This is a genomic window from Roseovarius sp. TE539, assembly GCF_003298505.1.
GTDB lineage: Bacteria > Pseudomonadota > Alphaproteobacteria > Rhodobacterales > Rhodobacteraceae > Roseovarius.
This window is the reverse complement of record NZ_QNGB01000001.1, coordinates 110,305-132,527: the sequence shown is the minus strand read 5'-3', so window position 1 is coordinate 132,527 and position 22,223 is coordinate 110,305. Positions and strand designations below refer to the sequence as shown.

At 63.7% G+C, this 22,223-nt stretch carries 26 protein-coding genes; 16 read left to right on the top strand and 10 right to left on the bottom strand.

Annotated elements, in window-relative coordinates; all coding sequences use genetic code 11:
* The first annotated feature begins 22 nt into the window (after positions 1–22).
* The 5 genes from DQW77_RS00685 (at position 23) to DQW77_RS00665 (ending at position 5,421) form a co-directional block, all read left to right on the top strand.
* Positions 23–1,108, top strand: coding sequence for a polyamine ABC transporter substrate-binding protein (locus tag DQW77_RS00685; RefSeq protein ID WP_113256241.1), 1,086 nt, complete (start codon positions 23–25; stop codon positions 1,106–1,108).
* Between the two features lie 62 nt (positions 1,109–1,170).
* Complete coding sequence (locus tag DQW77_RS00680; protein WP_113256240.1) at positions 1,171–2,298, top strand: ABC transporter ATP-binding protein; 1,128 nt, start codon at positions 1,171–1,173, stop codon at positions 2,296–2,298.
* A gap of 3 nt (positions 2,299–2,301) precedes the next feature.
* Positions 2,302–3,192 (top strand): ABC transporter permease subunit, encoded by an 891-nt coding sequence (locus DQW77_RS00675; protein WP_113256239.1) that lies wholly within the window; start codon positions 2,302–2,304, stop codon positions 3,190–3,192.
* A 91-nt stretch (positions 3,193–3,283) separates the two neighbouring features.
* Positions 3,284–4,099, top strand: a complete 816-nt coding sequence (locus DQW77_RS00670; protein WP_113256238.1) for an ABC transporter permease — start codon at positions 3,284–3,286, stop codon at positions 4,097–4,099.
* Positions 4,096–5,421: an FAD-binding oxidoreductase gene (locus DQW77_RS00665; protein WP_113256237.1), complete on the top strand. Its 1,326-nt coding sequence runs from the start codon at positions 4,096–4,098 to the stop codon at positions 5,419–5,421. Before DQW77_RS00670 ends, DQW77_RS00665 begins: the two co-directional genes overlap by 4 nt.
* Positions 5,422–5,441: 20 nt before the next feature.
* Here DQW77_RS00665 and DQW77_RS00660 read toward each other — a convergent pair whose 3' ends face one another.
* A complete protein-coding gene (locus DQW77_RS00660) occupies positions 5,442–6,365 on the bottom strand; it encodes a DMT family transporter (RefSeq protein ID WP_113256236.1) in 924 nt (307 codons plus the stop codon).
* 112 nt (positions 6,366–6,477) lie between these two features.
* Here DQW77_RS00660 and DQW77_RS00655 point away from each other — a divergent pair, with 112 nt between their 5' ends.
* The gene (locus DQW77_RS00655) at positions 6,478–7,980 is read left to right on the top strand and encodes a malonyl-CoA synthase (protein ID WP_113256371.1); all 1,503 of its coding nucleotides are present in this window, start codon (positions 6,478–6,480) and stop codon (positions 7,978–7,980) included.
* Positions 7,981–7,988: 8 nt separating this feature from the next.
* Here DQW77_RS00655 and msrA read toward each other — a convergent pair whose 3' ends face one another.
* The 3 genes from msrA to DQW77_RS00640 form a co-directional block, all read right to left on the bottom strand.
* Complete coding sequence (gene msrA / locus DQW77_RS00650; protein WP_113256235.1) at positions 7,989–8,495, bottom strand: peptide-methionine (S)-S-oxide reductase MsrA; 507 nt, start codon at positions 8,493–8,495, stop codon at positions 7,989–7,991.
* A complete protein-coding gene (msrB, locus tag DQW77_RS00645) occupies positions 8,492–8,941 on the bottom strand; it encodes a peptide-methionine (R)-S-oxide reductase MsrB (protein ID WP_113256370.1) in 450 nt (149 codons plus the stop codon). The genes msrA and msrB overlap by 4 nt, the downstream gene beginning before the upstream one ends.
* 177 nt (positions 8,942–9,118) lie before the next feature.
* Entirely contained in the window at positions 9,119–9,859 is a 741-nt protein-coding gene (locus tag DQW77_RS00640; protein WP_113256234.1) for an N-formylglutamate amidohydrolase, read from the bottom strand.
* A gap of 180 nt (positions 9,860–10,039) precedes the next feature.
* Here DQW77_RS00640 and pyk point away from each other — a divergent pair, with 180 nt between their 5' ends.
* The 5 genes from pyk (at position 10,040) to DQW77_RS00615 (ending at position 13,554) form a co-directional block, all read left to right on the top strand.
* Complete coding sequence (pyk, locus tag DQW77_RS00635) at positions 10,040–11,485, top strand: pyruvate kinase (protein ID WP_113256233.1); 1,446 nt, start codon at positions 10,040–10,042, stop codon at positions 11,483–11,485.
* Positions 11,486–11,522: 37 nt separating this feature from the next.
* Entirely contained in the window at positions 11,523–11,747 is a 225-nt protein-coding gene (locus tag DQW77_RS00630) for a hypothetical protein (protein WP_113256232.1), read from the top strand.
* Positions 11,748–11,884: 137 nt separating this feature from the next.
* Entirely contained in the window at positions 11,885–12,085 is a 201-nt protein-coding gene (gene rpmI, locus DQW77_RS00625; RefSeq protein WP_113256369.1) for a 50S ribosomal protein L35, read from the top strand.
* Between the two features lie 22 nt (positions 12,086–12,107).
* The gene (rplT, locus tag DQW77_RS00620; protein ID WP_113256231.1) at positions 12,108–12,473 is read left to right on the top strand and encodes a 50S ribosomal protein L20; all 366 of its coding nucleotides are present in this window, start codon (positions 12,108–12,110) and stop codon (positions 12,471–12,473) included.
* 187 nt (positions 12,474–12,660) lie between these two features.
* Positions 12,661–13,554: a fatty acid desaturase gene (locus DQW77_RS00615; protein ID WP_113256230.1), complete on the top strand. Its 894-nt coding sequence runs from the start codon at positions 12,661–12,663 to the stop codon at positions 13,552–13,554.
* Here the strand turns inward: DQW77_RS00615 and DQW77_RS00610 are convergent.
* Positions 13,551–14,288, bottom strand: coding sequence for a class I SAM-dependent methyltransferase (locus tag DQW77_RS00610; RefSeq protein WP_113256229.1), 738 nt, complete (start codon positions 14,286–14,288; stop codon positions 13,551–13,553). The genes DQW77_RS00615 and DQW77_RS00610 overlap by 4 nt on opposite strands.
* Before the next feature lie 115 nt (positions 14,289–14,403).
* Here DQW77_RS00610 and pheS point away from each other — a divergent pair, with 115 nt between their 5' ends.
* Positions 14,404–15,477, top strand: a complete 1,074-nt coding sequence (gene pheS, locus DQW77_RS00605) for a phenylalanine--tRNA ligase subunit alpha (RefSeq protein ID WP_113256368.1) — start codon at positions 14,404–14,406, stop codon at positions 15,475–15,477.
* On the top strand, positions 15,474–15,827 hold the full coding sequence (locus tag DQW77_RS00600) for a DUF2513 domain-containing protein (RefSeq protein ID WP_147094912.1): 354 nt from the start codon (positions 15,474–15,476) through the stop codon (positions 15,825–15,827). Before pheS ends, DQW77_RS00600 begins: the two co-directional genes overlap by 4 nt.
* Before the next feature lie 319 nt (positions 15,828–16,146).
* Here the strand turns inward: DQW77_RS00600 and DQW77_RS00595 are convergent, their stop codons facing one another.
* The gene (locus DQW77_RS00595; RefSeq protein ID WP_113256227.1) at positions 16,147–16,368 is read right to left on the bottom strand and encodes a DUF1127 domain-containing protein; all 222 of its coding nucleotides are present in this window, start codon (positions 16,366–16,368) and stop codon (positions 16,147–16,149) included.
* A 244-nt stretch (positions 16,369–16,612) separates the two neighbouring features.
* Between DQW77_RS00595 and DQW77_RS00590 the strand changes: the two genes are divergently transcribed.
* Positions 16,613–17,698: an Mrp/NBP35 family ATP-binding protein gene (locus DQW77_RS00590; RefSeq protein WP_113256226.1), complete on the top strand. Its 1,086-nt coding sequence runs from the start codon at positions 16,613–16,615 to the stop codon at positions 17,696–17,698.
* Positions 17,699–18,323: 625 nt separating this feature from the next.
* Here the strand turns inward: DQW77_RS00590 and DQW77_RS00585 are convergent.
* The 3 genes from DQW77_RS00585 to DQW77_RS00575 all read right to left on the bottom strand — a co-directional run bounded on the left by DQW77_RS00585 (position 18,324) and on the right by DQW77_RS00575 (position 20,398).
* Positions 18,324–19,292, bottom strand: coding sequence for an Acg family FMN-binding oxidoreductase (locus DQW77_RS00585; RefSeq protein ID WP_113256225.1), 969 nt, complete (start codon positions 19,290–19,292; stop codon positions 18,324–18,326).
* Between the two features lie 112 nt (positions 19,293–19,404).
* The gene (locus DQW77_RS00580) at positions 19,405–19,941 is read right to left on the bottom strand and encodes a peptidoglycan-binding protein (RefSeq protein ID WP_113256224.1); all 537 of its coding nucleotides are present in this window, start codon (positions 19,939–19,941) and stop codon (positions 19,405–19,407) included.
* Positions 19,942–20,023: 82 nt separating this feature from the next.
* Positions 20,024–20,398: an OB-fold nucleic acid binding domain-containing protein gene (locus DQW77_RS00575; protein ID WP_113256223.1), complete on the bottom strand. Its 375-nt coding sequence runs from the start codon at positions 20,396–20,398 to the stop codon at positions 20,024–20,026.
* A gap of 127 nt (positions 20,399–20,525) precedes the next feature.
* Between DQW77_RS00575 and DQW77_RS00570 the strand changes: the two genes are divergently transcribed.
* Positions 20,526–20,849: a 2Fe-2S iron-sulfur cluster-binding protein gene (locus DQW77_RS00570; protein WP_113256222.1), complete on the top strand. Its 324-nt coding sequence runs from the start codon at positions 20,526–20,528 to the stop codon at positions 20,847–20,849.
* Positions 20,850–20,853: 4 nt separating this feature from the next.
* Positions 20,854–21,561: a VCBS repeat-containing protein gene (locus tag DQW77_RS00565; RefSeq protein ID WP_258523623.1), complete on the top strand. Its 708-nt coding sequence runs from the start codon at positions 20,854–20,856 to the stop codon at positions 21,559–21,561.
* A gap of 6 nt (positions 21,562–21,567) precedes the next feature.
* Here DQW77_RS00565 and DQW77_RS00560 read toward each other — a convergent pair whose 3' ends face one another.
* Positions 21,568–22,194, bottom strand: a complete 627-nt coding sequence (locus DQW77_RS00560; protein WP_113256220.1) for a hypothetical protein — start codon at positions 22,192–22,194, stop codon at positions 21,568–21,570.
* Positions 22,195–22,223 lie beyond the last annotated feature (29 nt).

Genomic DNA, 22,223 nt, shown 5'->3' with positions numbered 1-22,223 from the left:
GCCGAACCAACGGGAGAGAAACATGAAGAAACTGATTCTGACGACAACGGCCATCTTCGGGCTGGGCGCCGCGGCGGCGGCCGCCGAGGAGGTCCGGGTCTACAATTGGTCCGACTACATAGATGAATCGTTGCTGGAGAAGTTCGAGGAGGAAACCGGGCTGGAGTTGACCTATGATGTCTTCGACAGCAACGAGGTTCTGGAAACCAAGATGCTGGCCGGTGGTTCCGGGTATGACGTGGTTGTGCCGTCGGGCACCTTCCTGCAACGGCAGATAAGCGCCGGGGCGTTTCAGAAGCTGGATTATGACAAGCTTCCCAATGCCAAGCATCTTTGGGACGTGGTACGCGAGCGCACGGCCGCCTACGATCCCGAGCATGAATACGCGGTCAATTACATGTGGGGTACCACAGGTATCGGGGTGAATGTCGACAAGGTGACCGAGGTGCTGGGCGAGGATGCGCCGATGAACTCCCTGGCACTGATCTTCGAGCCGGAGAACATGGAAAAGCTGGCTGAATGCGGGGTGCAATTCCTCGATGCGCCGGTCGAGCTGATTCCCGCGGCGCTGGCCTATCTGGGCGAGAACCCGGACAGCCATGACACGGACGTGATCGCCAAGACCGAGGAGGTTCTGGCGGGGGTTCGTCCCTATGTGCAGAAATTCCACAGCTCGGAATACATCAACGCCCTGGCCAATGGCGATATCTGTGTCGCCTTCGGCTGGTCGGGTGACATCCTTCAGGCGGGGTGGCGCGCGGAAGAGGCCGATAACGGGGTCAATATCGCCTACAACGCGCCCAAGGAAGGCGCGCTGATGTGGTTTGACATGATGGCGATTCCGGTGGACGCCCCCAACCCGGAGGGTGCTCACGAGTTCCTCAACTTCATCCTCGACCCCGAGAATATCGCGGCCGCGTCGAACTACGTCTACTACGCCAATGGCAACAAGACCTCGCAGCAGTACCTGATCGACGACGTGATCGACAATCCGGCGATCTATCCTGACGAGGATACGCTCGAGAATCTCTACACCACCCGCCCCTACCCGGCCAAGGTGCAGAGGACGGTCACGCGCATGTGGACCAAGATCAAGTCGGGCACCTGAGCCCATTCGCAGCCCGCGCGGCACGTTCCGCGCGGGCCTGTTCCGTTCAGCCGGGGGCAGGCATGCCGGAAACCGTATTCGAGCCGTGGAACGATCCTGATGCCGAGCCGCTGATCAGGTTCCGAAACGTGACCAAGCGTTTCGGTGATTTCACCGCCATCGACAACCAGACACTTGATATCTACGAAAAGGAATTCTTTGCGCTTCTGGGTCCGTCGGGTTGTGGCAAGACGACGATGATGCGCATGCTCGCGGGGTTCGAGACACCGACCGAGGGCACGATCGAGCTTTCGGGCCAGGACATCGCGCCGATTCCGCCCAACAAGCGCGCGGTCAACATGATGTTCCAGTCCTATGCGCTTTTCCCGCATCTGAGCGTGTGGGAAAACATCGCCTTCGGGCTGAAACGCGACAGGATGGACAAGGATTCCATCGCGGCGCGGGTCGAGGAGATGCTCAAGCTCACCCGCCTGGAGAAATTCGCGCGGCGCAAGCCGCACCAGATTTCCGGCGGACAGCGGCAGCGCGTGGCGCTGGCACGAAGCCTTGCCAAGGCACCCAAGCTGCTGCTTCTGGATGAACCGATGGGTGCGCTTGATGCCAAGCTGCGCCAGGACACGCAGTTCGAGCTGATGGACATCCAGGAAAAGACCGGCACGACCTTCGTGATCGTCACCCATGACCAGGAAGAGGCGATGACCGTTGCCAGCCGCGTGGCGGTGATGGATCACGGCCGCATCGTTCAGGCCGACACCCCGGCGCGCATCTACGAAGATCCCGAATCCGTGTATGTGGCGGATTTCATCGGAGACGTGACGATCATCGAGGGCACCGCACAGCCGCGGCGCGAGGGTTTCTATGAAATGACTTTCGCCGAAGCGCAGCCAGGGATTTCGGCGCAATCGGAGAGGAAATTCACCGCCGGGCAAGCATGTGCGCTGGCGATCCGGCCCGAGAAGGTGGTGATCAGCGCCGAGAAGCCCGAGAACGGGGTGAACGCCCTGAAAGGCACGATCCTAGATATCGCATATCTGGGCAACATCTCGACCTATCATGTGGAATTGCCCGGCGGGCAGGTCATAAAGGCGCAAACAACCAACACGCGGCGGTTGTCGCGGCGCAATTTCACCTGGGAAGACGAAGTGTGGTTGAGTTGGAGTGAAACCGCCGGCGTCTTGCTGGAGGGCTGAGGGATGCGCCGTTTCGCCCTGATCGTCCTGCCCTATGCCTGGCTTCTGGCGCTGTTCCTGGTGCCCTTCATCATCGTTCTGAAGATCAGCCTCAGCGACATCGCGCTGTCGATTCCGCCCTATACGCCGACGCTGGACCTGGCCGCCGGCTGGCAGGGCGTGAAGGATTTCTTCGCCGCGCTGGATTTCGAGAATTTCGTCTTCCTGACCTCCGATGACCTTTACTGGAAAGCCTATCTGTCATCTCTGCGGATCGCGGCCATCTCGACCTTCCTGACCCTTCTGGTGGGCTATCCGATCGCCTATGGCATGGCCAATGCCCCGGCACATTGGCGCCCGACCCTGATGATGTTGGTGATCCTGCCCTTCTGGACCTCGTTTCTCATCCGGGTCTATTCCTGGATGGGAATTCTCTCGACCGAAGGGTATCTCAACCAGATCTTGGGCGGGTTGGGCCTGATCGCGGAGCCGCTGCAGATCCTCAATACCAATGTCGCGGTCTATATCGGCATCGTCTACACCTACCTGCCGTTCATGATCCTGCCGATATATGCCACCCTGGAACGGATGGATGCCTCGCTTCTGGAAGCAGCGGAAGATCTGGGGTGCTCGCGGATAAAGGCGTTCTGGCTGATCACCTTCCCGTTGTCGCGCAGCGGGGTCATCGCCGGGTGTTTCCTGGTCTTCATTCCCGCGGTCGGGGAATTCGTCATACCGGCGCTTCTGGGCGGGTCCAGAACGCTGATGATCGGCAAGGTTCTCTGGGAGGAATTCTTCAACAATCGGGACTGGCCCGTTGCCAGCGCGGTTGCGGTGATCCTGCTGCTGCTTCTGATCATCCCGATCATCCTTTTCCAGCGCAACGAACAGAAAAACCGCGAGGCAGAGGGATGAGACGCCTGCCAAATCCCGTTCCGGGCCCGGCCCGGCCCGACGGCACCGGCCGGGAGGCCCCGGGTCACGCCCGGGGCGGGACGGTGATCACATGAGACGCCTGACCTGGTTCAACACCACCTCGCTGACGCTGGGGTTCGCGTTTCTCTACCTGCCGATGATCATCCTCATCGTTTACAGTTTCAACAAGTCGGAACTTGTGACGGTCTGGGCCGGTTTCTCGACCCGCTGGTACGGGGAGCTCCTGGAGAACGACGCCTTTCTGGATGCGGCCTGGGTGACGTTGCAGGTGGCAGTCGTGTCCTCGACGGTGGCCACCGTGCTGGGCACCCTGGCGGCGCTTGTGCTGGTGCGTGCCGGGCGGTTTATCGGGCGCACCCTGTTTTCGGGAATGATCTATGCGCCGCTGGTCATGCCCGAGGTGATCACGGGCCTGTCGCTCCTGCTCTTGTTCATCGGGATCGGGCTGGACCGCGGGGTTCTGACGATCATACTGGCCCATACCACCTTTTCGATGTGCTACGTGTCAGTCGTGGTTTCCTCACGGCTGGTGAGCTTCGATCGCTCGCTGGAAGAGGCGGCGCTGGATCTGGGCTGTTCCACCGTACAGGCTTTCCGGCTGGTCACATTGCCGATCATTTCCCCGGCGGTGATTTCGGGGTGGTTGCTGGCTTTCACCCTGTCGCTCGACGATCTGGTGATCGCCTCGTTTACCGCCGGGCCATCGGCCACGACGCTGCCGATCAAGATCTGGTCGTCGATCCGGCTCGGCGTCAGCCCCGAGATAAATGCGCTTTCGACGATCCTTATCGGGATCGTGGCGGTCGGCGTGATCTCGGCTTCGCTGATCACCAAGAGCGCCTCGCTGCGTCAACAGGCCGAGGAACGTGCCGCCGTGAAGGCATGAGGCGGATCTACCCGGCACACGCCTATGGCGACGCGCCGCGCGCGGATTGCTATTGGCCGTCCACGACCGAGACGCCGGAATTTCCCGCCGCCACCGGCAAGCTGGCCTGTGACGTCGCGGTGATCGGGGCCGGGTTCACCGGCCTTTCCGCCGCGTTGCACCTGGCCGAGGCGGGCGCGGACGTTGCCGTGTTCGAGGCAAATTTCCCCGGCTGGGGCGCGTCGGGCCGCAATGGCGGGTTCTGCTGTTGCGGCGGGGCCAAGGCCACGAACGCGATGATGAAGGCCATGTTCGGCGACGATGCGCGGCGCGAGTACCGCCGGACCGAGGTGGAAGCGGTGGACCTTGTTCGCGGCCTGCTGGACCGGCACGGGATCGAGGCCGATACCCACTCCGAGGGCGAGACGGTGATGGCGCACACGCAGGCCGCCTTTGACGGGTTGGAGGCCGAGGCGCGCATCACCGAGGATGACTATGGCGTCACACCGACGATCCTGACCCGGGCGGAACTGGCGCCCAACGGGTTCGGCAGCGGCTTCTTCGGCGCCATGACCAGCCCGGTGGGATTTGCGCTCAACCCCTGCAAGTACGTTCTGGGGCTGGCCCGGGCGGCGCAGGAGGCCGGGGCGCGCGTGTTCGGGCAAAGCCCGGTCGCGCGGATCGACGGGAAAGGCGGCTTCACGCTGGCCACGCCCGCGGCGACGGTGACGGCGAAACGCCTGATCGTTGCGACCAACGGTTATTCCTCCGAGGACCTGCCGGGCTGGATGCGCGGGCGGTACCTGCCGACGCAATCGAACGTGATCGTGACCCGCGAACTGACCGCGGAGGAGATCGCGGCGCAGGGATGGTCCACCCACCAGGCCTGTTTCGACGATCAGGTCCTGCTCCACTATTTCCGGCTGATGCCGAACCGGCGGATGCTGTTCGGGATGCGCGGGGGCCTGCGCAGTTCGCCCGCGTCGGACCAGCGGATGCACCGGACGATCCGCATCCATTTCGAGCGGATGTTTCCCGCGTGGGCGCATGCCGGGACGCCGTTCAGCTGGAATGGCCTTTTGTCGATTGCCGCCGACCTGACACCCTATGCCGGGCCGATTCCCGAGATGCCGGGCGCCTATACGGCGGTGTCCTATCACGGCAACGGCGTGGCGATGGGCAGTTTTGCCGGGGCGCTTCTGGCCGATCTGGCGCTTGACCGGACCCCGTGCCGGACATGGCCCGCGGTCATGCGCTCGCCGCCGGGGCGTTTCCCCCTGGGCCGCCTGCGCCGGGCCAATCTCTGGCCGCTTTATGCGTGGGCTATGCTGACCGGGAAGTGACCCGCCGGCCGGGCCGGCGGCTATCCCTGCGGTGTGCGCACCTCGCGGGCACGGTCGCGTTGCAGGCCCAGGTGACGCTCACGCAGGATGATGGCGATGCCGGCTAAGATCACCAGCGCCGCACCAGCCAGCATCGGAACGGTCGGCACCTCGTCGAAGATCACGTAGCCGATGATCAGCGCAAAGAGCATCGAGGCGTAATCGAACGGCGCGATGACCGAAGCATCGGCAAAGCGGTAGGACGCCGTCAGGAATATCTGTGCCGTGCCGCCGATCAGCCCCGCCAGAACCAGCAATGCCAGTTCACCGATCCCCGGCAGCACCCAGCCGAAGGGCAGGGTAAGCAGTGACAGCGCAGATGAGGTCATGGAGAACCAGAAAACGATGGCGCTGGTTTCCTCCGTCCGGACCAGCTTGCGGATGTAGATTTGGGCCAGCGCCGCGCAGGTCGCGCCCAGCAGAACCAACACCGCCCCGAGTGCCTGTGCCATTTCCAGTCCCGGACCGCTAAGCGCGGTAAGGCGCGGTGACAGCACGATCAGAACACCCGTTAGCCCGACAGCAACCGCGCTGATACGGAAGGCGCCCACCTTTTCGTCAAGGAACATCGCGGCGAACACGACCGTCAGCAGAGGCGCGGTATAGCCGAGCGCCGTGACCTCCGGCAGCGGCAAAAGCCCAAGGCCGGCGAACATGAGGCCCATCGCCGTGGTTCCCACGAAACCGCGCCAGAAGTGTCCCATTGGCGATTTCACGCGCAGCCCGGTGCGCAGGTCGCCGCGCCACCAGAGCCACGTGAGGATCACCGGCACCGCGAAGGCCGAGCGGAAGAATACCGCCTCTCCCGGCGGGACATGGTCCGAGGTGGCCTTGATCATCGCCGACATGACGATGAAAAGGACCACGGCGCAGAGTTTCAGGGCTATGCCCTTGAGCGGGTTCATCCGGTCTCTCCCCGGTCTCTTTCCTCGGGCTTTGCTGTGCAAAGGTCAATCAAGTCGCTTGCATGTTGCGGGGCGGGTTTGGCAAATAGCCGCAAGCACCATGGGGGGCAGGATGTACGACGCCAATCATCTCATGACACGCCTTGCCGGCGCGGGCGGTCGGGACCGGGTCTTCGCCTCACGTCCGGGCCTCGAAGAGATGAGCTACGGCACCCTGTTCGATGGCGCCGGGCGTATCGCCACGGTGCTCGCGGCGGCAGGGTTGCGCCCCGGTGACAGGGTTGCGGCGCAGGTCGGGAAATCGTTGGAGGCGGTGCAGCTTTATCTGGGTACGGTGATGGCGGGCGGCGTCTTTCTGCCGCTCAATAGCGCCTACACCGCCAGCGAGGTTGCATATTTCCTCGCTGACGCGACGCCGCGTGTTGTTGTCTGCGATCCGGGGCAGGCGGACGCGATCGTGCCACTGGCGCCCGAAGCGCGGGTTCTGACGCTCGCCGCGGACGGGGAGGGCAGCCTGACGGACGCCGCGGCCGGGTTGCCCCCGATGGAGGAGGCGGTGCCGCGCGGCGCGAACGATCTCGCCGCGATCCTGTACACCTCGGGGACCACGGGGCGGTCAAAGGGCGCAATGCTCAGCCATGAAAACCTGGCTTCCAATTCGCTGGTGCTGCGCGATCTGTGGCGGTTCACACCAGATGACGTCCTGATCCACGCGTTGCCGATCTTTCACACCCATGGCCTGTTCGTGGCGACGAATGTTGCCCTCCTGTCGGGGTGCGCGCTGCATTTCCTGCCGCACTTTGATGCCGACGCGATCATTGATGCGTTGCCGTTTTCCACCGTGCTCATGGGGGTGCCGACCTTCTACACGCGATTGCTGGATCATCCCGGCCTGACGCGGGAGGCCGCCGGCAACATGCGGCTCTTCATTTCCGGTTCGGCGCCGCTTCTGGTGGACACCCACGAGAAATGGCAGGCCCGGACCGGCCATCGCATCCTCGAACGCTACGGCATGACCGAAACGAACATGAACACCTCCAACCCCTACGAGGGCGAGCGCCGCCCCGGCACCGTGGGATTGCCGCTTCCGGGGGTGGACCTGCGGGTGATGGATGCGGGCCTCGAGGTGAAACGAGGCGAGATCGGCGTGATCGAGGTGCGCGGACCGAACGTTTTCCGGGGTTACTGGAACATGCCCGGAAAGACGGCCGAGGAACTGCGCCCCGACGGGTGGTTCAAGACCGGCGACCAGGGGGTCGTGGATGCCGATGGATATGTCACGATCGTCGGCCGGGAAAAGGACATGGTGATCACGGGTGGATTCAACGTCTATCCCAAGGAGGTCGAAACCGTCATCGACTCTGTGCCGGGCGTGCACGAGTCCGCCGTCATCGGGGTGCCGCATCCGGATCTGGGCGAGGCTGTCGTCGCGATCGTGGTGGCGGACTCGCCAACCGTCAAAGAAGGCGATGTCGCCGCGGCCCTGACTGGCGATCTGGCCGGGTTCAAGCGTCCAAAGCGGATCGTCATGTGCTCCGACCTGCCGCGCAACACCATGGGCAAGGTCCAGAAGAAAGCCCTGCGCGACGATCACGCCGGGCTTTTCGAAAGCTGAGAGCGCACCTATTCGGCCGCGTCCCGCCGCGGCAGCACCCAGTCCGGGCGCGGGAAATGGCAACTGTAACCGCCGGGGAACCGTTGCAGGTAATCCTGATGTTCCGGTTCGGCCTCCCAGAAATCGCCCACGGGTTCCACTTCGGTCACCACCCTGCCGGGCCAGAGGCCACTGGCCTCCACGTCGGCGATGGTGCGCAGTGCCTCCTCACGCTGTTCCTCGGAGCAGTGGTAGATGGCCGAACGGTAGCTCATGCCAACATCATTTCCCTGCCGGTTGACCGTGGTGGGGTCGTGGATCTGGAAGAAGAATTCCAGGAGTTGCCGATAACTGATCCTAGCGGGATCGAAGGTGATCTCGATCCCCTCGGCATGGGTGCCGTGGTTGCGATAGGTGGCATTGGGCACGTCGCCCCCGGTATAGCCGACACGGGTCGAAATCACCCCGTCCATGCGTCGGATCAGCTCCTGCATGCCCCAGAAACATCCGCCTGCCAGTACTGCGCGTTCGGTCATGTCACATCCTCCACCTGATCAAGATAATCACCATAGCCCTCGCTGGCCATATCGTCACGATGAATGAACCTCAGGCTCGCTGAATTGATGCAGTAGCGCAAGCCGCCCCGGTCGCGCGGTCCGTCCGGGAAGACATGACCGAGATGGCTGTCACCATGCGCCGAACGGACTTCGGTGCGCAGCATTCCCAGGCTGGCATCCTGAAGTTCGCGAACATGGGCCGGCTCGACCGGCTTGGTGAAGCTGGGCCAGCCGCAGCCCGAATCATACTTGTCCGCCGAAACGAAAAGCGGCTCGCCCGAGACGATGTCGACGTAGAGCCCGGGGGCCTTGTTGTGCAGCAGGTGCCCGGTGCCCGGCCGTTCGGTCCCGTTCTCCTGGGTGACGCGGTAGGATTCGGGGTCGAGCGCGGCGATCGCGTCGGGGCATCTTTTGTAATTTGCCATCGGGGCCATGTCCTTTTGCGTTCAATGGTGAAAAATAGAGTGTTGCGGCGCAGATGAAACCCCTCCACGCCTGCAATCGCCTTCATCTTTCTCCAAATACTCCCGCCGGAGGCGCCGCGGAGTTCGTCTCAGGCGGGTGACGAGAGCGCCGCGCGCGCCGCTTGCCGGGGGCCGCGCTCAGAGCTCCGCGATCTCGGCCGCCGCGACGAGTTCCGGTGCCAGGTACGCGCCCCATGCGGCCTGCGTTTCCTCGGTGCGGATCAGGTCGTTGCGCAGCTCCAGCAGTATGTTGGGCCTCTGGTGGGCGATGGCGTGGCGGGCGATCGAATCACCCGGCAGGTGGCCGCCATACGGCTCGTTCACGCCAACGCAGAGATCGCCATGGTTCTGCAGCAGGGCCAGAAGCGGCCGCGCGAGGCGTTCATCCGCAGCGTGCAGCAGGCCGACATGCCAGGGCCTCGGCGGGCGGTTTCGCAATTGCCGGGTAAAGCTGTGGACCGAAACGATTATCGTATCCGCACGGCGTCCTGCCAATCGCGCGAGCGCGCTGTGGTAGGGGCGGTAACAGCGATTGAGTCGCGTTTCCCGGTCCGCCGCGCCGATATGACGGTTGGCCGGGATGACGGTTCCGTCGTAAAGCTTCATGATCAGCGTCGGATCGTCCTCGCCCCTGTTCGGGTCGATCACGAGGCGGGAAAAATTGGTCAGGATCACAGGCGCGTCAAGCGCCCGGCCAAGGGCCCGCGCGACGCCCGCGGCGCCCACGTCATACGCGATGTGGCGGGCCATGTCCGCGGCCGAGAGGCCAAGGCTGCCGGCATTCACGAATGGTGGTACCGTGTTGCTGGCGTGATCGCAGGTCACGAGCCAGCGCGCAGGCCGTCCCGCCCCTTCTATCTCGAAAGGTTGATAGGTCATGGGGTCTTCATTTCCTTTGACCCTGCTCTAGGCCAGTTGCAAAAAGATGTGAAACGGATAAAAGGGCGGGATGAAATTGTTAGCGTTAACGGTTGCTTTTCGCAGGTCCGGCCCGCGTCATTCCGCGGCGCTGGTCTCCGGGCAACGGATGCGGACGCGATCCGCAGGAAGGACCAAGGCATGAGACGACATCGCAATGTCAAGATCGTCGCAACGCTGGGGCCGGCATCGTCGGACCACGCGACGATTCGCGCCCTGCACGAGGCGGGCGCGGATGTTTTCCGCCTCAACATGAGTCATGGCGATCACGCGGCGATCCGGGAAAAGCACCGGATCATCCGCGAGATCGAGGACGAACTCGACAGCCCGATCGGCATCCTCGCTGATCTTCAGGGGCCGAAGCTGCGCGTGGGTGTCTTCGCCCGTGGCGAGGAAGAACTCGATGAGGGGGCGGCTTTCCGGCTGGACCTTGATCCGGCGGAAGGCGATGCGCACCGCGTCTGCCTGCCGCATCCGGAGATATTCGAAGCGCTGGAACCGGGGGCGTCCCTTCTGGTCAACGACGGCAAGATCAGGCTTCGGGTGCGCGATTGCGGCAAGGACTTCGCGGACTGCGAGGTCGTCACCGGTGGTACGATCTCGAACCGCAAGGGTGTGAACGTGCCGGATGTCGTTCTCCCGCTCGCGGCGCTGAGCGAGAAGGACCGCAAGGACCTGGAGTTCGTCTGCGGCCTGGGCGTGGACTGGCTGGCGCTGAGTTTCGTGCAGCGGCCCGAGGACGTGGAGGAGGCGCGGGACTTGTGCGACGGCCGTGCCGCGATCCTGTCGAAGGTCGAGAAGCCCGCGGCGGTCAGGAATTTCCACCGTATCCTTGCCGTTTCCGACGGGATCATGGTGGCGCGTGGTGACCTGGGGGTCGAGCTTCCGGTCCAGAACGTGCCGCCGATCCAGAAACGGCTGGTGCGCAAATGCCGTGCCGAGGCCAAGCCGGTGATCGTGGCGACGCAGATGCTTGAATCGATGATCGAAAGCCCGATGCCAACCCGGGCCGAGGTCAGCGACGTGGCCACGGCCATCTATGAGGGGGCGGACGGAATCATGCTGTCGGCGGAATCGGCGGCGGGTGAGTACCCGGTCGAGGCGGTGACAACCATGGACAACGTCGCGCGCGAGGTCGAGGACGACCCCACTTACACCGAGATCATCGAGGCTTCGCGCCGGGCCACGCGCACCACGGTGGCCGACGGGATTGTCGCCGCCGCGCGCGAGATCGCGGAGACCACCGATATCAAGGCGATCTGCTGTTTCACCCAATCGGGGACGACGGCCCTTCTGACCGCGCGCGAGCGGCCGAGGGTGCCGATCATCGCGATGACCAACCTGCGCGGGACGGCCCGGCGGCTGGCGCTGACATGGGGGGTCAACTGCGTGATGACGGGCACCCTCGAGCGGTTCAAGCAAGCGGTTCTCGGTGCGGCGCGTGCAGCCCGCGAGCAGGGATATGCCGAGCCCCTTGACCAGATCGTGGTCATTGCCGGCGTTCCGTTCAACGTGCCGGGCACGACGAACATCCTGCGCGTGGCGCCCTGTCAGGAAAGTTTGATCTATTCCACTGATCCGGGCTAGGATCACCCTTTCTCGCGGTTGGGGGGTGAAAAGGCAAATGGATACGGATCTGGCACTGGTTATCGGGCTTGTGATCGCGGTGTTTTCCGTGCCGGCGGCGCTTTCGGCGCTTTCGGACGGGCGCGCGCCGCGTGTCGCGGCCTTCGCGATGATCGCGGGTGGGGCTCTGGTGGTCTGGGCGCTGACCCAGAGCCCTGGCGGCTACAGGATCGCCGACATCCCCGATGTTTTCGTGAGGGTCGTGGCGTCGTTTCTGAGATAGGCGGTGATCACGGCAATCCTGCGCGACCCCCCTTGCGGAACGCGCGATGCCGGCGTATATGCCGCCTTCATTGGCGCGGCCGGCCGAAGTGGCATGCCGAGTCGCGCGCAACCGACCGACGACAAGAGGAGCCGGAAATGCCCAAGATGAAGACCAAGTCGAGCTGCAAGAAGCGGTTCAAGGTGACGGCCAAGGGCCGCGTGGTGGCCGCCCAGGCCGGCAAGCGCCACGGCATGATCAAGCGCACCAACAAATTCATTCGCGACGCGCGTGGCACCACCACGCTGAGCAAGGCAGATGAAGGTATCGTCAAGCCGATGATGCCCTATTCGCGCTGAAGCCCAGAAGGAGGATTGAGATATGGCACGCGTCAAAGGCGGAACGGTCACCCACGCCCGTCACAAGAAGATCACAAACGCCGCGAAGGGCTATTACGGCCGTCGCAAGAATACCTTCAAGGTGGCCACGCAGGCCGTCGACAAGGCCAACCAGTACGCCACCCGCGACCGCAAGAACCGCAAGCGCAGTTTCCGCGCCCTGTGGATCCAGCGGATCAACGCCGCAGTGCGTGCTCATGACGAGGCGCTGACCTATTCGCGTTTCATCAACGGGCTGGGCCTTGCCGGCATCGAGGTCGACCGCAAGGTTCTGGCAGATCTGGCCGTTCGCGAACCCGAAGCCTTCGGCGCCATCGTCGATCAGGCGAAAAGCGCGCTGGCGAAGTAGGGTTCCATCCCGACGGAATTTTCGAGAGCCCGCCGGTTATTGCGCCGGCGGGTTCTTTCGTCGTGGTGCGTGCAGTGCCGCGTCCGTCCTTCCTCGGTCATGGTCCGGGTGCCTCCGGCGGGAGTACTTGGGGAATGGTGAAACCATGGCTGTGGAAACCGGGCGCGCGATTGGCTAGGGTCCGGGCATGGATCACCGGGCTTTCATAGCGTCGCTTCCGCGGGAGGCGCTTTCTGATCTTGGCCGGACCACCGATGCCCCCGGTCTGCGGCACCTGGCCGGGCATGCGGGGCTGATCTTCGGTCTGGGCATGTGGATCGCGCAGGGGTGGTGGATGTGGCCGCTCGCGGTTTTGTTTCAGGGGATCGCCATCTGTTTCCTGTTCACGCTTCAGCATGAAGCGACACACAAGACGCCGTTCAGGACACCGTGGATCAATGAGTGGGCGGGCCGTTTGACGGGTCTTCTGATCCTTCAGCCCTTCGAATGGTTCCGGTATTTCCACCTTGCGCATCACCGCCACACCAACATACCAGGCAAGGATCCGGAGCTTATCGCGGGTCACAAGCCGGAGACATTGGGCGAGTATGTCCGGCACGTCTCGGGCCTGCCCTTCTGGTGGGCGATGATCGGGCAGACGGTGGGGAATGCGACAGGGCGCGATCCGGGGTCGTATATCCCGGCACGCGCCCGGCCCCGTGTCCGGCAGGAGGCACGCTTTATGCTGGCGGCGTATGCAGTTGCGCTCGCCAGTCTCCTGTTCACGCCGCTCCTGTTCTGGGTCTGGCTGATACCCTGCCTTCTGGGTCAGCCTTTTCTGCGTCTTTACCTTCTGGCCGAGCATGGGCGCTGCGCTTTCGTGGCGGATATGTTCGAGAATACGCGCACCACCTTCACCAACCGTATCGTGCGGTTCCTGGCGTGGAACATGCCCTACCATGCGGAACACCATACATTGCCACAGGTGCCATTCCACAGGTTGCCCGACCTGCATGAACGGATGCGGGGCCGACACCGGGTGACTGCGGATGGCTACGCGGCGTTTTCCGCGGATTATGCACGTCGCCTCGGAAACTCCTAGCGGTCCCTGGTTCCGTCCTTGCCTTGGAATAGCGATCGCCGGCCGCGGATTTTCAGCGGCCTGCGCGACCCGGTCACTTCGCCATTGGTGGACCCGATCATCAGGGGCGCCTCCTTGTCCCGATGTTTCTCGATCACCACGATGGAATCGTAGAAACGGATACCGGCGATCTGTCGCGCCATCTCATCGAAGGGAAAGATTTCATCCTGGTCGGTGTACCAACTGTGCATCAGGTCGATCAGCCGTTTGGAGTATTCGATGAAACTCTTGTCCTCGCGATAGCCGCCGCCGAAACCGGGCCAGTAGCTGGTGTGGGTGTCCTCGACAAGATAGCGCCCCCGGTCGTTCAGATGCGGCCAGAGATGTTCGAAACTTGTGGTTTGCTGGTGCACATGATGGCCGCCATCGTCGATGATGACGTCGAAAGGCCCATGTTTTTCGGCTAGTTCCTTGAGAAAAACCGGGTCCGCCTGATCGCCGATTTCCACCACTGTTCCGGGTTCGGCATGGGCGGTGCAGGCCGGATCTATGTCGGCGAACACCAAGCGCGCGTCCGGCCCGAAATATCCCGCCCACATCGGAATCGATCCGCCGCAGTAAACCCCGATTTCCAGAAACGAGATGTCCCGCCCCTGCAGGTGTCCGAGTTCGCGCTGGAAGGCGTCGAAATAGTGCAGCCATTTGGTGAGCCCCCGGTGATCGGTGCGTTTCAGGTAGTCGCGAAAATAGCTCATGGTGCTGGCCCTGTCTGTCCCGGTTCAACATCGGGGAAAACCGAATGTCCGGCAATGCTTGAATTCGCCGGAGTCTGGCGATAGCAGGAAGGCCGGAACGGAACGGGGCGGGCTCATGGATGATCTCAGGGACAAGTATATCGGTCTGATCGCCGACGCGGCCGACGAGGCGGCGCTGGAGGCGCTGCGTGTTCAGGCCCTTGGAAAAAAGGGGGAAGTTTCCCTGAAGATGCGCGAACTGGGCAAGATGAGCCCGGAGGAGCGTCAGGTCATGGGCCCGAGGCTCAACGCGCTCAAGGACGAGATCAACAGCGCATTGGCCGCCCGGAAGGCCGCGCTGGCCGATGCCGCGCTGGAGGAGCGTCTGCGTGGCGAGTGGCTGGACGTGACACTGCCGGCCCGGCCGCGGCGCACCGGAACGATCCACCCGGTGAGCCAGGTTACTGAGGAAGTCACAGCCATCTTCGCCGACATGGGTTTCTCGGTCGCCGAGGGGCCGCAGATCGAAAGTGACTGGCATAATTTCGATGCGCTCAACATCCCCGGCCACCATCCCGCGCGGGCCGAGATGGACACGTTCTACACCCACCGTGCCGAGGGAGATAACCGGCCGCCGCATGTCTTGCGGACCCATACCAGCCCGGTGCAGATCCGGTCGATGGAAATGGCCGGGGCGCCGCTGCGCGTGATCTGCCCTGGCCGTGTCTATCGCGCGGATTACGATCAGACGCACACGCCGATGTTTCACCAGGTCGAGGGGTTGGCGATCGACCGCGACATCTCGATGGCCAATCTCAAATGGTGTCTGGAGGAGTTCGTGAAGGCGTTTTTCGAGGTCGACGACGTGGAACTGCGTTTCCGCGCCTCGCATTTCCCGTTCACCGAACCCTCGGCCGAGGTCGATATCCGCTGTTCGTGGGAGGGCGGCACCCTGAAGGTGGGCGAGGGTGACGACTGGCTTGAGATCCTCGGGTCGGGCATGGTGCATCCCAAGGTGCTGATGGCCGGCAACATCGACCCGGCGGCGTGGCAGGGCTTCGCCTTCGGGCTGGGCATCGACCGGATCGCGATGCTGAAATACGGGATCCCGGATTTGCGGGCGTTCTTCGACAGCGATTTGCGGTGGCTGCGCCATTACGGGTTCAGCGCGCTCGATGTGCCGACGCTGCATGGCGGGTTGTCGCGGTGAAACGAGACGACGATCTCTTGCGCGAAATGCTCTTCGAGTTTGAAGAGCAAGAGGATTTTTTGATCCTTGATAGGAATGTCATCGGCGCATCGCAAGAAGACAGACGGTGGCAGTATCATCTTAACCTTTTGGCTGACCAAGGGCTTGTAACCCCTGTCGCGGAAGGTACTTATCGGATGACTACCCAAGGACATGATTTTCTTGAGGCGATCCGCGATGAAGGGCTTTGGCGGGAAACCAAGAAAGCAGTTGCGGAAACGGGTGGGAATGCCACGCTCGAAATTGTAAGAGCACTTGCCGTCGGCTTTTTGAAGAAAAAGATCTCGCAACATACCGACATACCCCTCTGATAGCGGTCGTTCCTCTTCCGAAGCCGCGCGCATCTCCAATGCGCGGTGCGGCGATACCGCGGTTCGGCATTGCCTATGGCAACGAGACGATGCTGGTGAGTCCGGGACCGGCAGAAAAAACGGCGACGCCCGGGAGGAGGATGGGCGCCGCCGCAATTTCGTGACCAAGCCCAGGGAGGAGGAAAGGGCCTGACCACGGTCTTTTAGGGGACAAGGCCCCGGTCGTTCCCGGCAACGGCATCAGGGAGGAGGAGAGATGCCGCCGCCGTCGTGTCAGGAGCCCCAGGGAGGAGGAGAGGAGCACCTGAGCCTTGAGGTCTTAGCCGCGCGGGCCGTAGACCGATTCCTTCGCCACGTGGGCAATTTCGCTGCGATGCAGGCCGATATCGGCCAGATCGCTGTTGGACAGCGCCGCGAGCTCGTTCAGGGTGCGGCGATAGGCACGGTGGCGTTCGACGCGTTGCTCGACCTTCCGCAACGCGCTGTTTGCCAGGGTTCCGAATCCGCCCCGTGTCGATTGCGCGAAATCTGCGAATGCCATCGTTCTGTTTCCTTGTGTCAGCGTTCGTAATTTGCCGGCTCACCCGCCTGCGTTGAAACAAAGATAGTCCAATGCTGCGTCTGCACAATCCCTTTCGTATTCAATGCTGCTATGCAGCAAATGCATAAGGGTAATTGACCTAAAGTTAGGCAATTCAGGGATTTTTTGGGCAGTACCGCGGCCGGCCTTGCCTCTGCCGGGCAAAGGCGCCACCTAATGCGGCGAAGCTGATGGGAGATGGGGCATGGCGCTGACAAGGGCAAGGATCGAAGAAGAGCTCAGGCGGCTTGATCTGCCCGATGGTGGTGATCTGATTTCGCGCGACATGGTGCGTGCGCTGACGGTCGAAGGTGGGGAAGTGCGATTCGTCATCGAGGCTCCAACACCGGAAAGCGCCCGAAAGATGGGGCCGTTGCGCGATGCCGCCGAGCGCCTGATCGATAGTTTGCCGGAGGTCACCAAGGCAACGGTTGCGCTGACGGCGCATGGTTCTTCGCAACCGGCCGGATCGTCATCCGGGCCCGCGCAAGGCCCCGAAGCGGGGGGCCATCCCACGACGCAGGATGTGCCGCTGAGGCCTGCGAGCGTGCAATCCATCCTCGCCGTCGCCTCGGGCAAGGGAGGGGTCGGAAAGTCCACCGTTTCGGCCAACCTGGCCGTGGCGCTGGCCCGGCGGGGGCGGCGCACGGGTTTGCTGGATGCGGATTTGTACGGCCCCAGCCAGCCGCGGATGATGGGTGTGTCGAGACGACCGCTCAGCCCGGACGGCAAGAATATCGAACCGCTGCACGCGCACGGTGTGACCATGATGTCGATCGGATTGATGCTGGAGCCCGACAAGGCGGTCGTGTGGCGCGGTCCGATGCTCATGGGGGCAATGCAGCAGATGATCGGCCAGGTGAACTGGGGCGAGCTGGACGTGCTGATCGTCGACCTTCCGCCCGGCACCGGCGATGTTCAGTTGACGCTGTGCCAGAAGGCCGCACCGACAGGCGCGCTGGTGGTCTCGACCCCGCAGGACGTGGCGCTTCTGGATGCGCGCCGGGCGATGGACATGTTCACGACGCTCAAGACCCCGGTGCTGGGCCTGATCGAGAACATGTCCACATATGTCTGCCCCGGTTGCGGGCACGAGGCGCATCTGTTCGGTCACGGCGGGGTCCGGGCGGAGGCCGAAAAGTCGGGCCTGCCCTTTCTGGGGGCGTTGCCGATCGACCTTGAAACCCGGCTTTCGGGTGACAGCGGTACCCCGATCGCCACCGGGGACGGGCCGATGGCGCAATCCTATGCGCAGATTGCCGACCGTTTGGTCGAGGGCGGCATGGCCTGAACGCGGCAATGTGACGGGCTTGCGCGGGCAGGGCCATTGCAGGGGGCCGGCCCTTTCCCGAGGCAGGCCCCGGCCCCTGATGCTGACAGCGACGGCTTGGCGCCCTATGTCGCGAATGCCGCGGTCAGCGCTTGTGGCCCCTATGCGCAGGGAGCGGGATGTGAAAACTCGTGGCCGTATCCCGACAGCGGCCATTCCTGTAGCGTGCAGCCAAAGCCGGTTGAGAGCCCGATTCCGGCATCCGGACAACCGGTGCCGAGCCGCGCATCGACGGGCCGTGGCGCGGCGATCCGGCGCGCGATTGGACGCGCTTTATTCCCGAGGTGTCCTCGTGACTCGGGGGCGGCGCCCCTGCTCAGGCCAAATCGCCGTGCCGGGGGATGGCCCGGCGATGCGCGGCGCCCTTCGGGCTTGATTCCGCGCGGGGGCCGCAAGGCCAATGTCCCCTTAGTCCCGCATCTTACCAGTTTGCCAAGTACACGGTGAAGGTCAGCTATCGCCGACCCGAGCCAAGGGTCGCGGGTCCGCCCCGGGCTGACTGCGGTCTCTGGGTGCGTTGGTGTTGCCCCGTCGTCCGGGTGCCTTGTCCCGCCATGTTGACGGCCCGTCGTGACCGGCCTCGGCGTCAAGGCCGGTCCGGTCCGGGGGCGTTTTCCACAACTTCCTTCAAGGGGCGCCGCGGCGAGAGGGGCAGGATCTCTTCCGGGTACCCCATGCGCAAAAGGATCTGCGGATGCCCGGGCCTTCCGGTCAGTTTCCCGAGTTCGGGCCTGAGCCGCGCCACCTGCACCGGCTGGTTGAGATAGGAGCCCTGAAGCCCCGCGTGAACCCCGGTCAGGAGCAGGTTCTGGAGCGCCTGACCCGCGGCGATCCAATCGGCAACGGTGTCGCCTTCGGTCCCCAGGACAGTCAGCAACGGCGAGTGCTCGGCCAGTTCCTCGTCACGAGCGGCCACACCGTTGCCCATGTCGAAGCTGCGCACCACCAGTTGCGCCACCGGGATCGTCAACCAAGGCAGGGTCAGCCCGTCGCCCGTCCGGCGGGGGTGCATCCACGCAGCCAGTTCGCGCCGCCATGCCGGATCGCCCCATTGCTCCTCATCGCCGCGGGCCACGAGATCGGCGGCCTTGTGGCGGTCCGCATCATCCTCGACCGGGACAAGCCACGCGCCTTCGGCGGTGGCGGCCGCGATCAGCGCATCCCGCGCATCCTCCGGCACCGGCCGTCCGTCAAAGCCCTTGCGGTATGTCTGTCTTTGCGCCAGCAGCGGTGCGAGCGGAGCCAGACCGGACTCGGGATCGCCGATCAGCGTGATACGGGCGAGAAGATCGGGATCGTCCTTGTCTGGAAGGAGCGCAATCCTTGTGCCGCAGCCTTCGCCAGCCGCGGCCACACGCAGGGCCATCAGCGCACAGCCACAACTTATGGTCAGTTCCCGATCGTCGGGATCATTGGCGGGCAGCGCGCGGGTGCGGTCCGCGAAAAGATTGATATCGTCACCCGCGAGGCTGAATATCCATGGCTGGGTGTTGTGGCTCGAGGGCGCACGGATCGCGTTGTTCAGGATGCGGCTGCGTGTGTCAGGATCGGTCATGGCCCCTCTCTTCCCGCTTTCGTGACTCTGCGGGCAGGATGCGCCATCAAGACGGCATCTGCCTTGAGGTGGGTCAAACCGGGTTGCCCGGTCACGGGCGCGGCCGGTGCAATCAGGTCGCCTCCTTGCCGGGGCGCTCCACGGCCACGAGGCCCAGACGGCGCGCGGCCGCCAGCGAAAGGATGCCGGAATCCAGACCTTCGGGTTTCTGGTAACGGCGTATGGCGGCACGGGTGCGGGCGTCCATCCGGCCGTTGGCCGGGCCGCGATAGAGGTTGCGCGCCTTCAGGGCGCGTTGAAGCGAGGCGATGAAATCGGGGGTGCGGACATCGGCGCAAGGCGTTTCGAACCAAGTCACGTTGCGTTCCTCGACGATCGCCTGGCGGGTTTCGGTCCGGTAGATCGCGGGCTTTTCGACGGTGCCGTCCACCCGGACCCGCGGGGGTTGCACCAGCACCTGGTCCGTGACCGTCTCGATCACCGCCGGGGTGACGTCCTTGCCCCAGCAGGTGCCGGGCGCGGCGCCGGGAGGAGCCTCGGCCAGGCTCTGCACAAGGTCCGGCTCGGTCAATTCCGGCACCGAAAGAGTGGTTTCGCATGCCGCGAGCAGGCCGGTGGCCATAAGCGACAATGTCAGGGTGCGGATCATCTGCTCGTGCCTCTGGGGCTTTTGTTTTGACGCCATCGTAGCGGTTTTCACAGGGCCGGGAAAGCACCCAGTGCCGGGCCTGTCATCCGTGCGGCGATCCCTGCGAGTCAAGCAGGTGGTCAAGCATCGGCGATATGTCCTCGATCACCTCGGCAATGACATGCACCACCCCGTCGGCGCGCTGTACCCGCCCGGTAACACGCAATAGCCGCCCCGAAATCACCGCCCGGCGAAAGCGTTCATGAAGCGCGCGCCAGACGATCACGTTCACCACCCCCGTTTCGTCCTCAAGGGTGATGAAGATCACGCCTTTCGCGGTGCCTGGACGTTGCCGCAGGATCACCAGCCCGGCCACCGCCACGCGCGCACCTTCGTGGGGCTCGCACAGCCGGGCGGCGGGCAGGGCCGCAGGCGGGCGTGGCCAGCCGGCGGCGGTAGGTGAGGACGTGACTCGCATAGGAACAAAGGTAGAACAAATGGGATTTGTCGCAACTCTTTTCCACCGGGGTCGCAAATTGGGGTGGCCTGACCCAGTCGGCTTGTCTAGGAACCCCGAGACAGCGATGAAAGGGAGAGCGCGAGCGATGGCGAAGATCACCTATATCGAGCATGACGGCACCCGGCACGTGGTGGAGGTCGCGAACGGGCTGACCGTCATGGAAGGCGCGCGCGACAATGGCATTCCGGGCATCGAGGCCGATTGCGGCGGCGCCTGCGCCTGTTCGACATGCCACGTCTATGTGGCACCGGACTGGCTGGAAAGACTGCCCGCGAAAGATGACATGGAAGAGGACATGCTCGATTTCGCCTACGAGCCCGATCCGGAGAGGTCCAGGCTGACCTGCCAACTCAAGGTTACGGATGCGCTTGACGGGCTTGTGGTGCAAATGCCCGAAAAGCAGATCTGAGCGCGTGGGCTGGCGGCCTCTCATCGTTTTTCTTGCCGTTTTCACGGGCGCGGCGCCGGGGCTTGCGCAACAGATCACGGCGGCCCGGTACGACGCGCCGACCACGCGCTACGCTCACGGCGTTCTGGGGGATGCGGTAGAGTGGGGGGCGCTGGTGCTGACGCTTGCAGGGGGCGAAGAAACCCGTCTGACCCTGCCGGAAACCCGTGTTTTCGAGGATGTCGCACCAAGGCTTGCGGACCTGGACGGCGATGGCAACCCCGAGGTGATCGTGGTGGAAAGCAGCGTGAGTCGCGGCGCGCGACTTGGCGTTTACGATGCTGACGGGCTGAGGGCCGCAACACCCCATATCGGCCGGCCGAATCGCTGGCTTGCCCCGGTGGGTGCGGCGGATCTCGATGGTGACGGATCGGTCGAGATCGCCTATGTGGATCGCCCGCATCTGGCCAAGCGTTTGCGCGTATGGCGCTACGAAGACGGTGGTCTGGATCATGTCGCGGACCTTGGGGGACTGACCAATCACAAGATCGGTTGGGATTTCATCGCCGGCGGCATCCGTGATTGCGGAAACGGCCCCGAGATTATCACCGCCGATTCAGATTGGCGGAACGTCGTAGCGACCCGGTTTTCGGCCGGCAAGCTGACACCGCGTGACATCGCCCCCTATTCCGGACCCGGCAGTGTGCAGACCGAACTGGAGTGCGGTGGCTGAAACGGCTCAGCCCGGATGGCCGGGATCGTGTGCGGGGACGGGCGATCGTCGGGCCTGTCGTTCCTTCAGTGCATCGGTCAGCGCCGGCACCTTTTCAGCGTCGATCCGGACCGGATCCTGCCATGGATTGTGGGTGCGCAACAGGATCAGGCCAAGCCCTCCGAGCATGAAGAGCATCGCGGCGCCCACCGCGATACGTTCCGCTGAAGGCTCGATCAGAAAGGTCGCGAGCAGAAACGCCAAGCCTCCGGCGGTGCAGACCACACCCATCGCGAAGAAGACGCGGCGTGCCGAGCCGTATTCGCCGATCTCGATCTTGAAACCGGGTTGTGCCTCTGCAAGCGCGGTGCAGATATCGCGAACAAGCCCGAGATAGGTTTCGGCATCGAGAGCGCCGGGCCCCGCATTGCTGTTGAGGGCAGCGCGGCGCAGTGTATCGCCGCTCAACAGGTCAAGCCGCCACATGACCAAGCCGCGCTGGCGGTGCTCGACCAGGATGGCGCGATCAACATCCGAGAGGTCGAGTGTCCATTCATCGCGCCCGCCTGACCTTCGACAGGACAAGCGGTGGTCCACCAGCGTGTAGGTTCGTTCATCTGCCAGTGGCGCGGGCTGGAAGCTGTAGTCGGTCATCGCCGCCCCAGTCTGCGCTGCGACACACG

Coding starts and splice junctions, on each gene's coding strand:
- DQW77_RS00610 (WP_113256229.1), bottom strand. CDS start 14,288: ATGAGCTATTTTCGCGACTACCTGAAACGCACCGATCACCGGGGGCTC.
- pheS (WP_113256368.1), top strand. CDS start 14,404: ATGGATGATCTCAGGGACAAGTATATCGGTCTGATCGCCGACGCGGCC.
- DQW77_RS00675 (WP_113256239.1), top strand. CDS start 2,302: ATGCGCCGTTTCGCCCTGATCGTCCTGCCCTATGCCTGGCTTCTGGCG.
- DQW77_RS00670 (WP_113256238.1), top strand. CDS start 3,284: ATGAGACGCCTGACCTGGTTCAACACCACCTCGCTGACGCTGGGGTTC.
- msrA (WP_113256235.1), bottom strand. CDS start 8,495: ATGACCGAACGCGCAGTACTGGCAGGCGGATGTTTCTGGGGCATGCAG.
- DQW77_RS00660 (WP_113256236.1), bottom strand. CDS start 6,365: ATGAACCCGCTCAAGGGCATAGCCCTGAAACTCTGCGCCGTGGTCCTT.
- pyk (WP_113256233.1), top strand. CDS start 10,040: ATGAGACGACATCGCAATGTCAAGATCGTCGCAACGCTGGGGCCGGCA.
- rplT (WP_113256231.1), top strand. CDS start 12,108: ATGGCACGCGTCAAAGGCGGAACGGTCACCCACGCCCGTCACAAGAAG.
- DQW77_RS00640 (WP_113256234.1), bottom strand. CDS start 9,859: ATGACCTATCAACCTTTCGAGATAGAAGGGGCGGGACGGCCTGCGCGC.
- DQW77_RS00665 (WP_113256237.1), top strand. CDS start 4,096: ATGAGGCGGATCTACCCGGCACACGCCTATGGCGACGCGCCGCGCGCG.
- DQW77_RS00615 (WP_113256230.1), top strand. CDS start 12,661: ATGGATCACCGGGCTTTCATAGCGTCGCTTCCGCGGGAGGCGCTTTCT.
- DQW77_RS00590 (WP_113256226.1), top strand. CDS start 16,613: ATGGCGCTGACAAGGGCAAGGATCGAAGAAGAGCTCAGGCGGCTTGAT.
- DQW77_RS00560 (WP_113256220.1), bottom strand. CDS start 22,194: ATGACCGACTACAGCTTCCAGCCCGCGCCACTGGCAGATGAACGAACC.
- DQW77_RS00630 (WP_113256232.1), top strand. CDS start 11,523: ATGGATACGGATCTGGCACTGGTTATCGGGCTTGTGATCGCGGTGTTT.
- DQW77_RS00595 (WP_113256227.1), bottom strand. CDS start 16,368: ATGGCATTCGCAGATTTCGCGCAATCGACACGGGGCGGATTCGGAACC.
- DQW77_RS00655 (WP_113256371.1), top strand. CDS start 6,478: ATGTACGACGCCAATCATCTCATGACACGCCTTGCCGGCGCGGGCGGT.
- msrB (WP_113256370.1), bottom strand. CDS start 8,941: ATGGCAAATTACAAAAGATGCCCCGACGCGATCGCCGCGCTCGACCCC.
- DQW77_RS00570 (WP_113256222.1), top strand. CDS start 20,526: ATGGCGAAGATCACCTATATCGAGCATGACGGCACCCGGCACGTGGTG.
- rpmI (WP_113256369.1), top strand. CDS start 11,885: ATGCCCAAGATGAAGACCAAGTCGAGCTGCAAGAAGCGGTTCAAGGTG.
- DQW77_RS00685 (WP_113256241.1), top strand. CDS start 23: ATGAAGAAACTGATTCTGACGACAACGGCCATCTTCGGGCTGGGCGCC.
- DQW77_RS00680 (WP_113256240.1), top strand. CDS start 1,171: ATGCCGGAAACCGTATTCGAGCCGTGGAACGATCCTGATGCCGAGCCG.
- DQW77_RS00585 (WP_113256225.1), bottom strand. CDS start 19,292: ATGACCGATCCTGACACACGCAGCCGCATCCTGAACAACGCGATCCGT.
- DQW77_RS00575 (WP_113256223.1), bottom strand. CDS start 20,398: ATGCGAGTCACGTCCTCACCTACCGCCGCCGGCTGGCCACGCCCGCCT.
- DQW77_RS00580 (WP_113256224.1), bottom strand. CDS start 19,941: ATGATCCGCACCCTGACATTGTCGCTTATGGCCACCGGCCTGCTCGCG.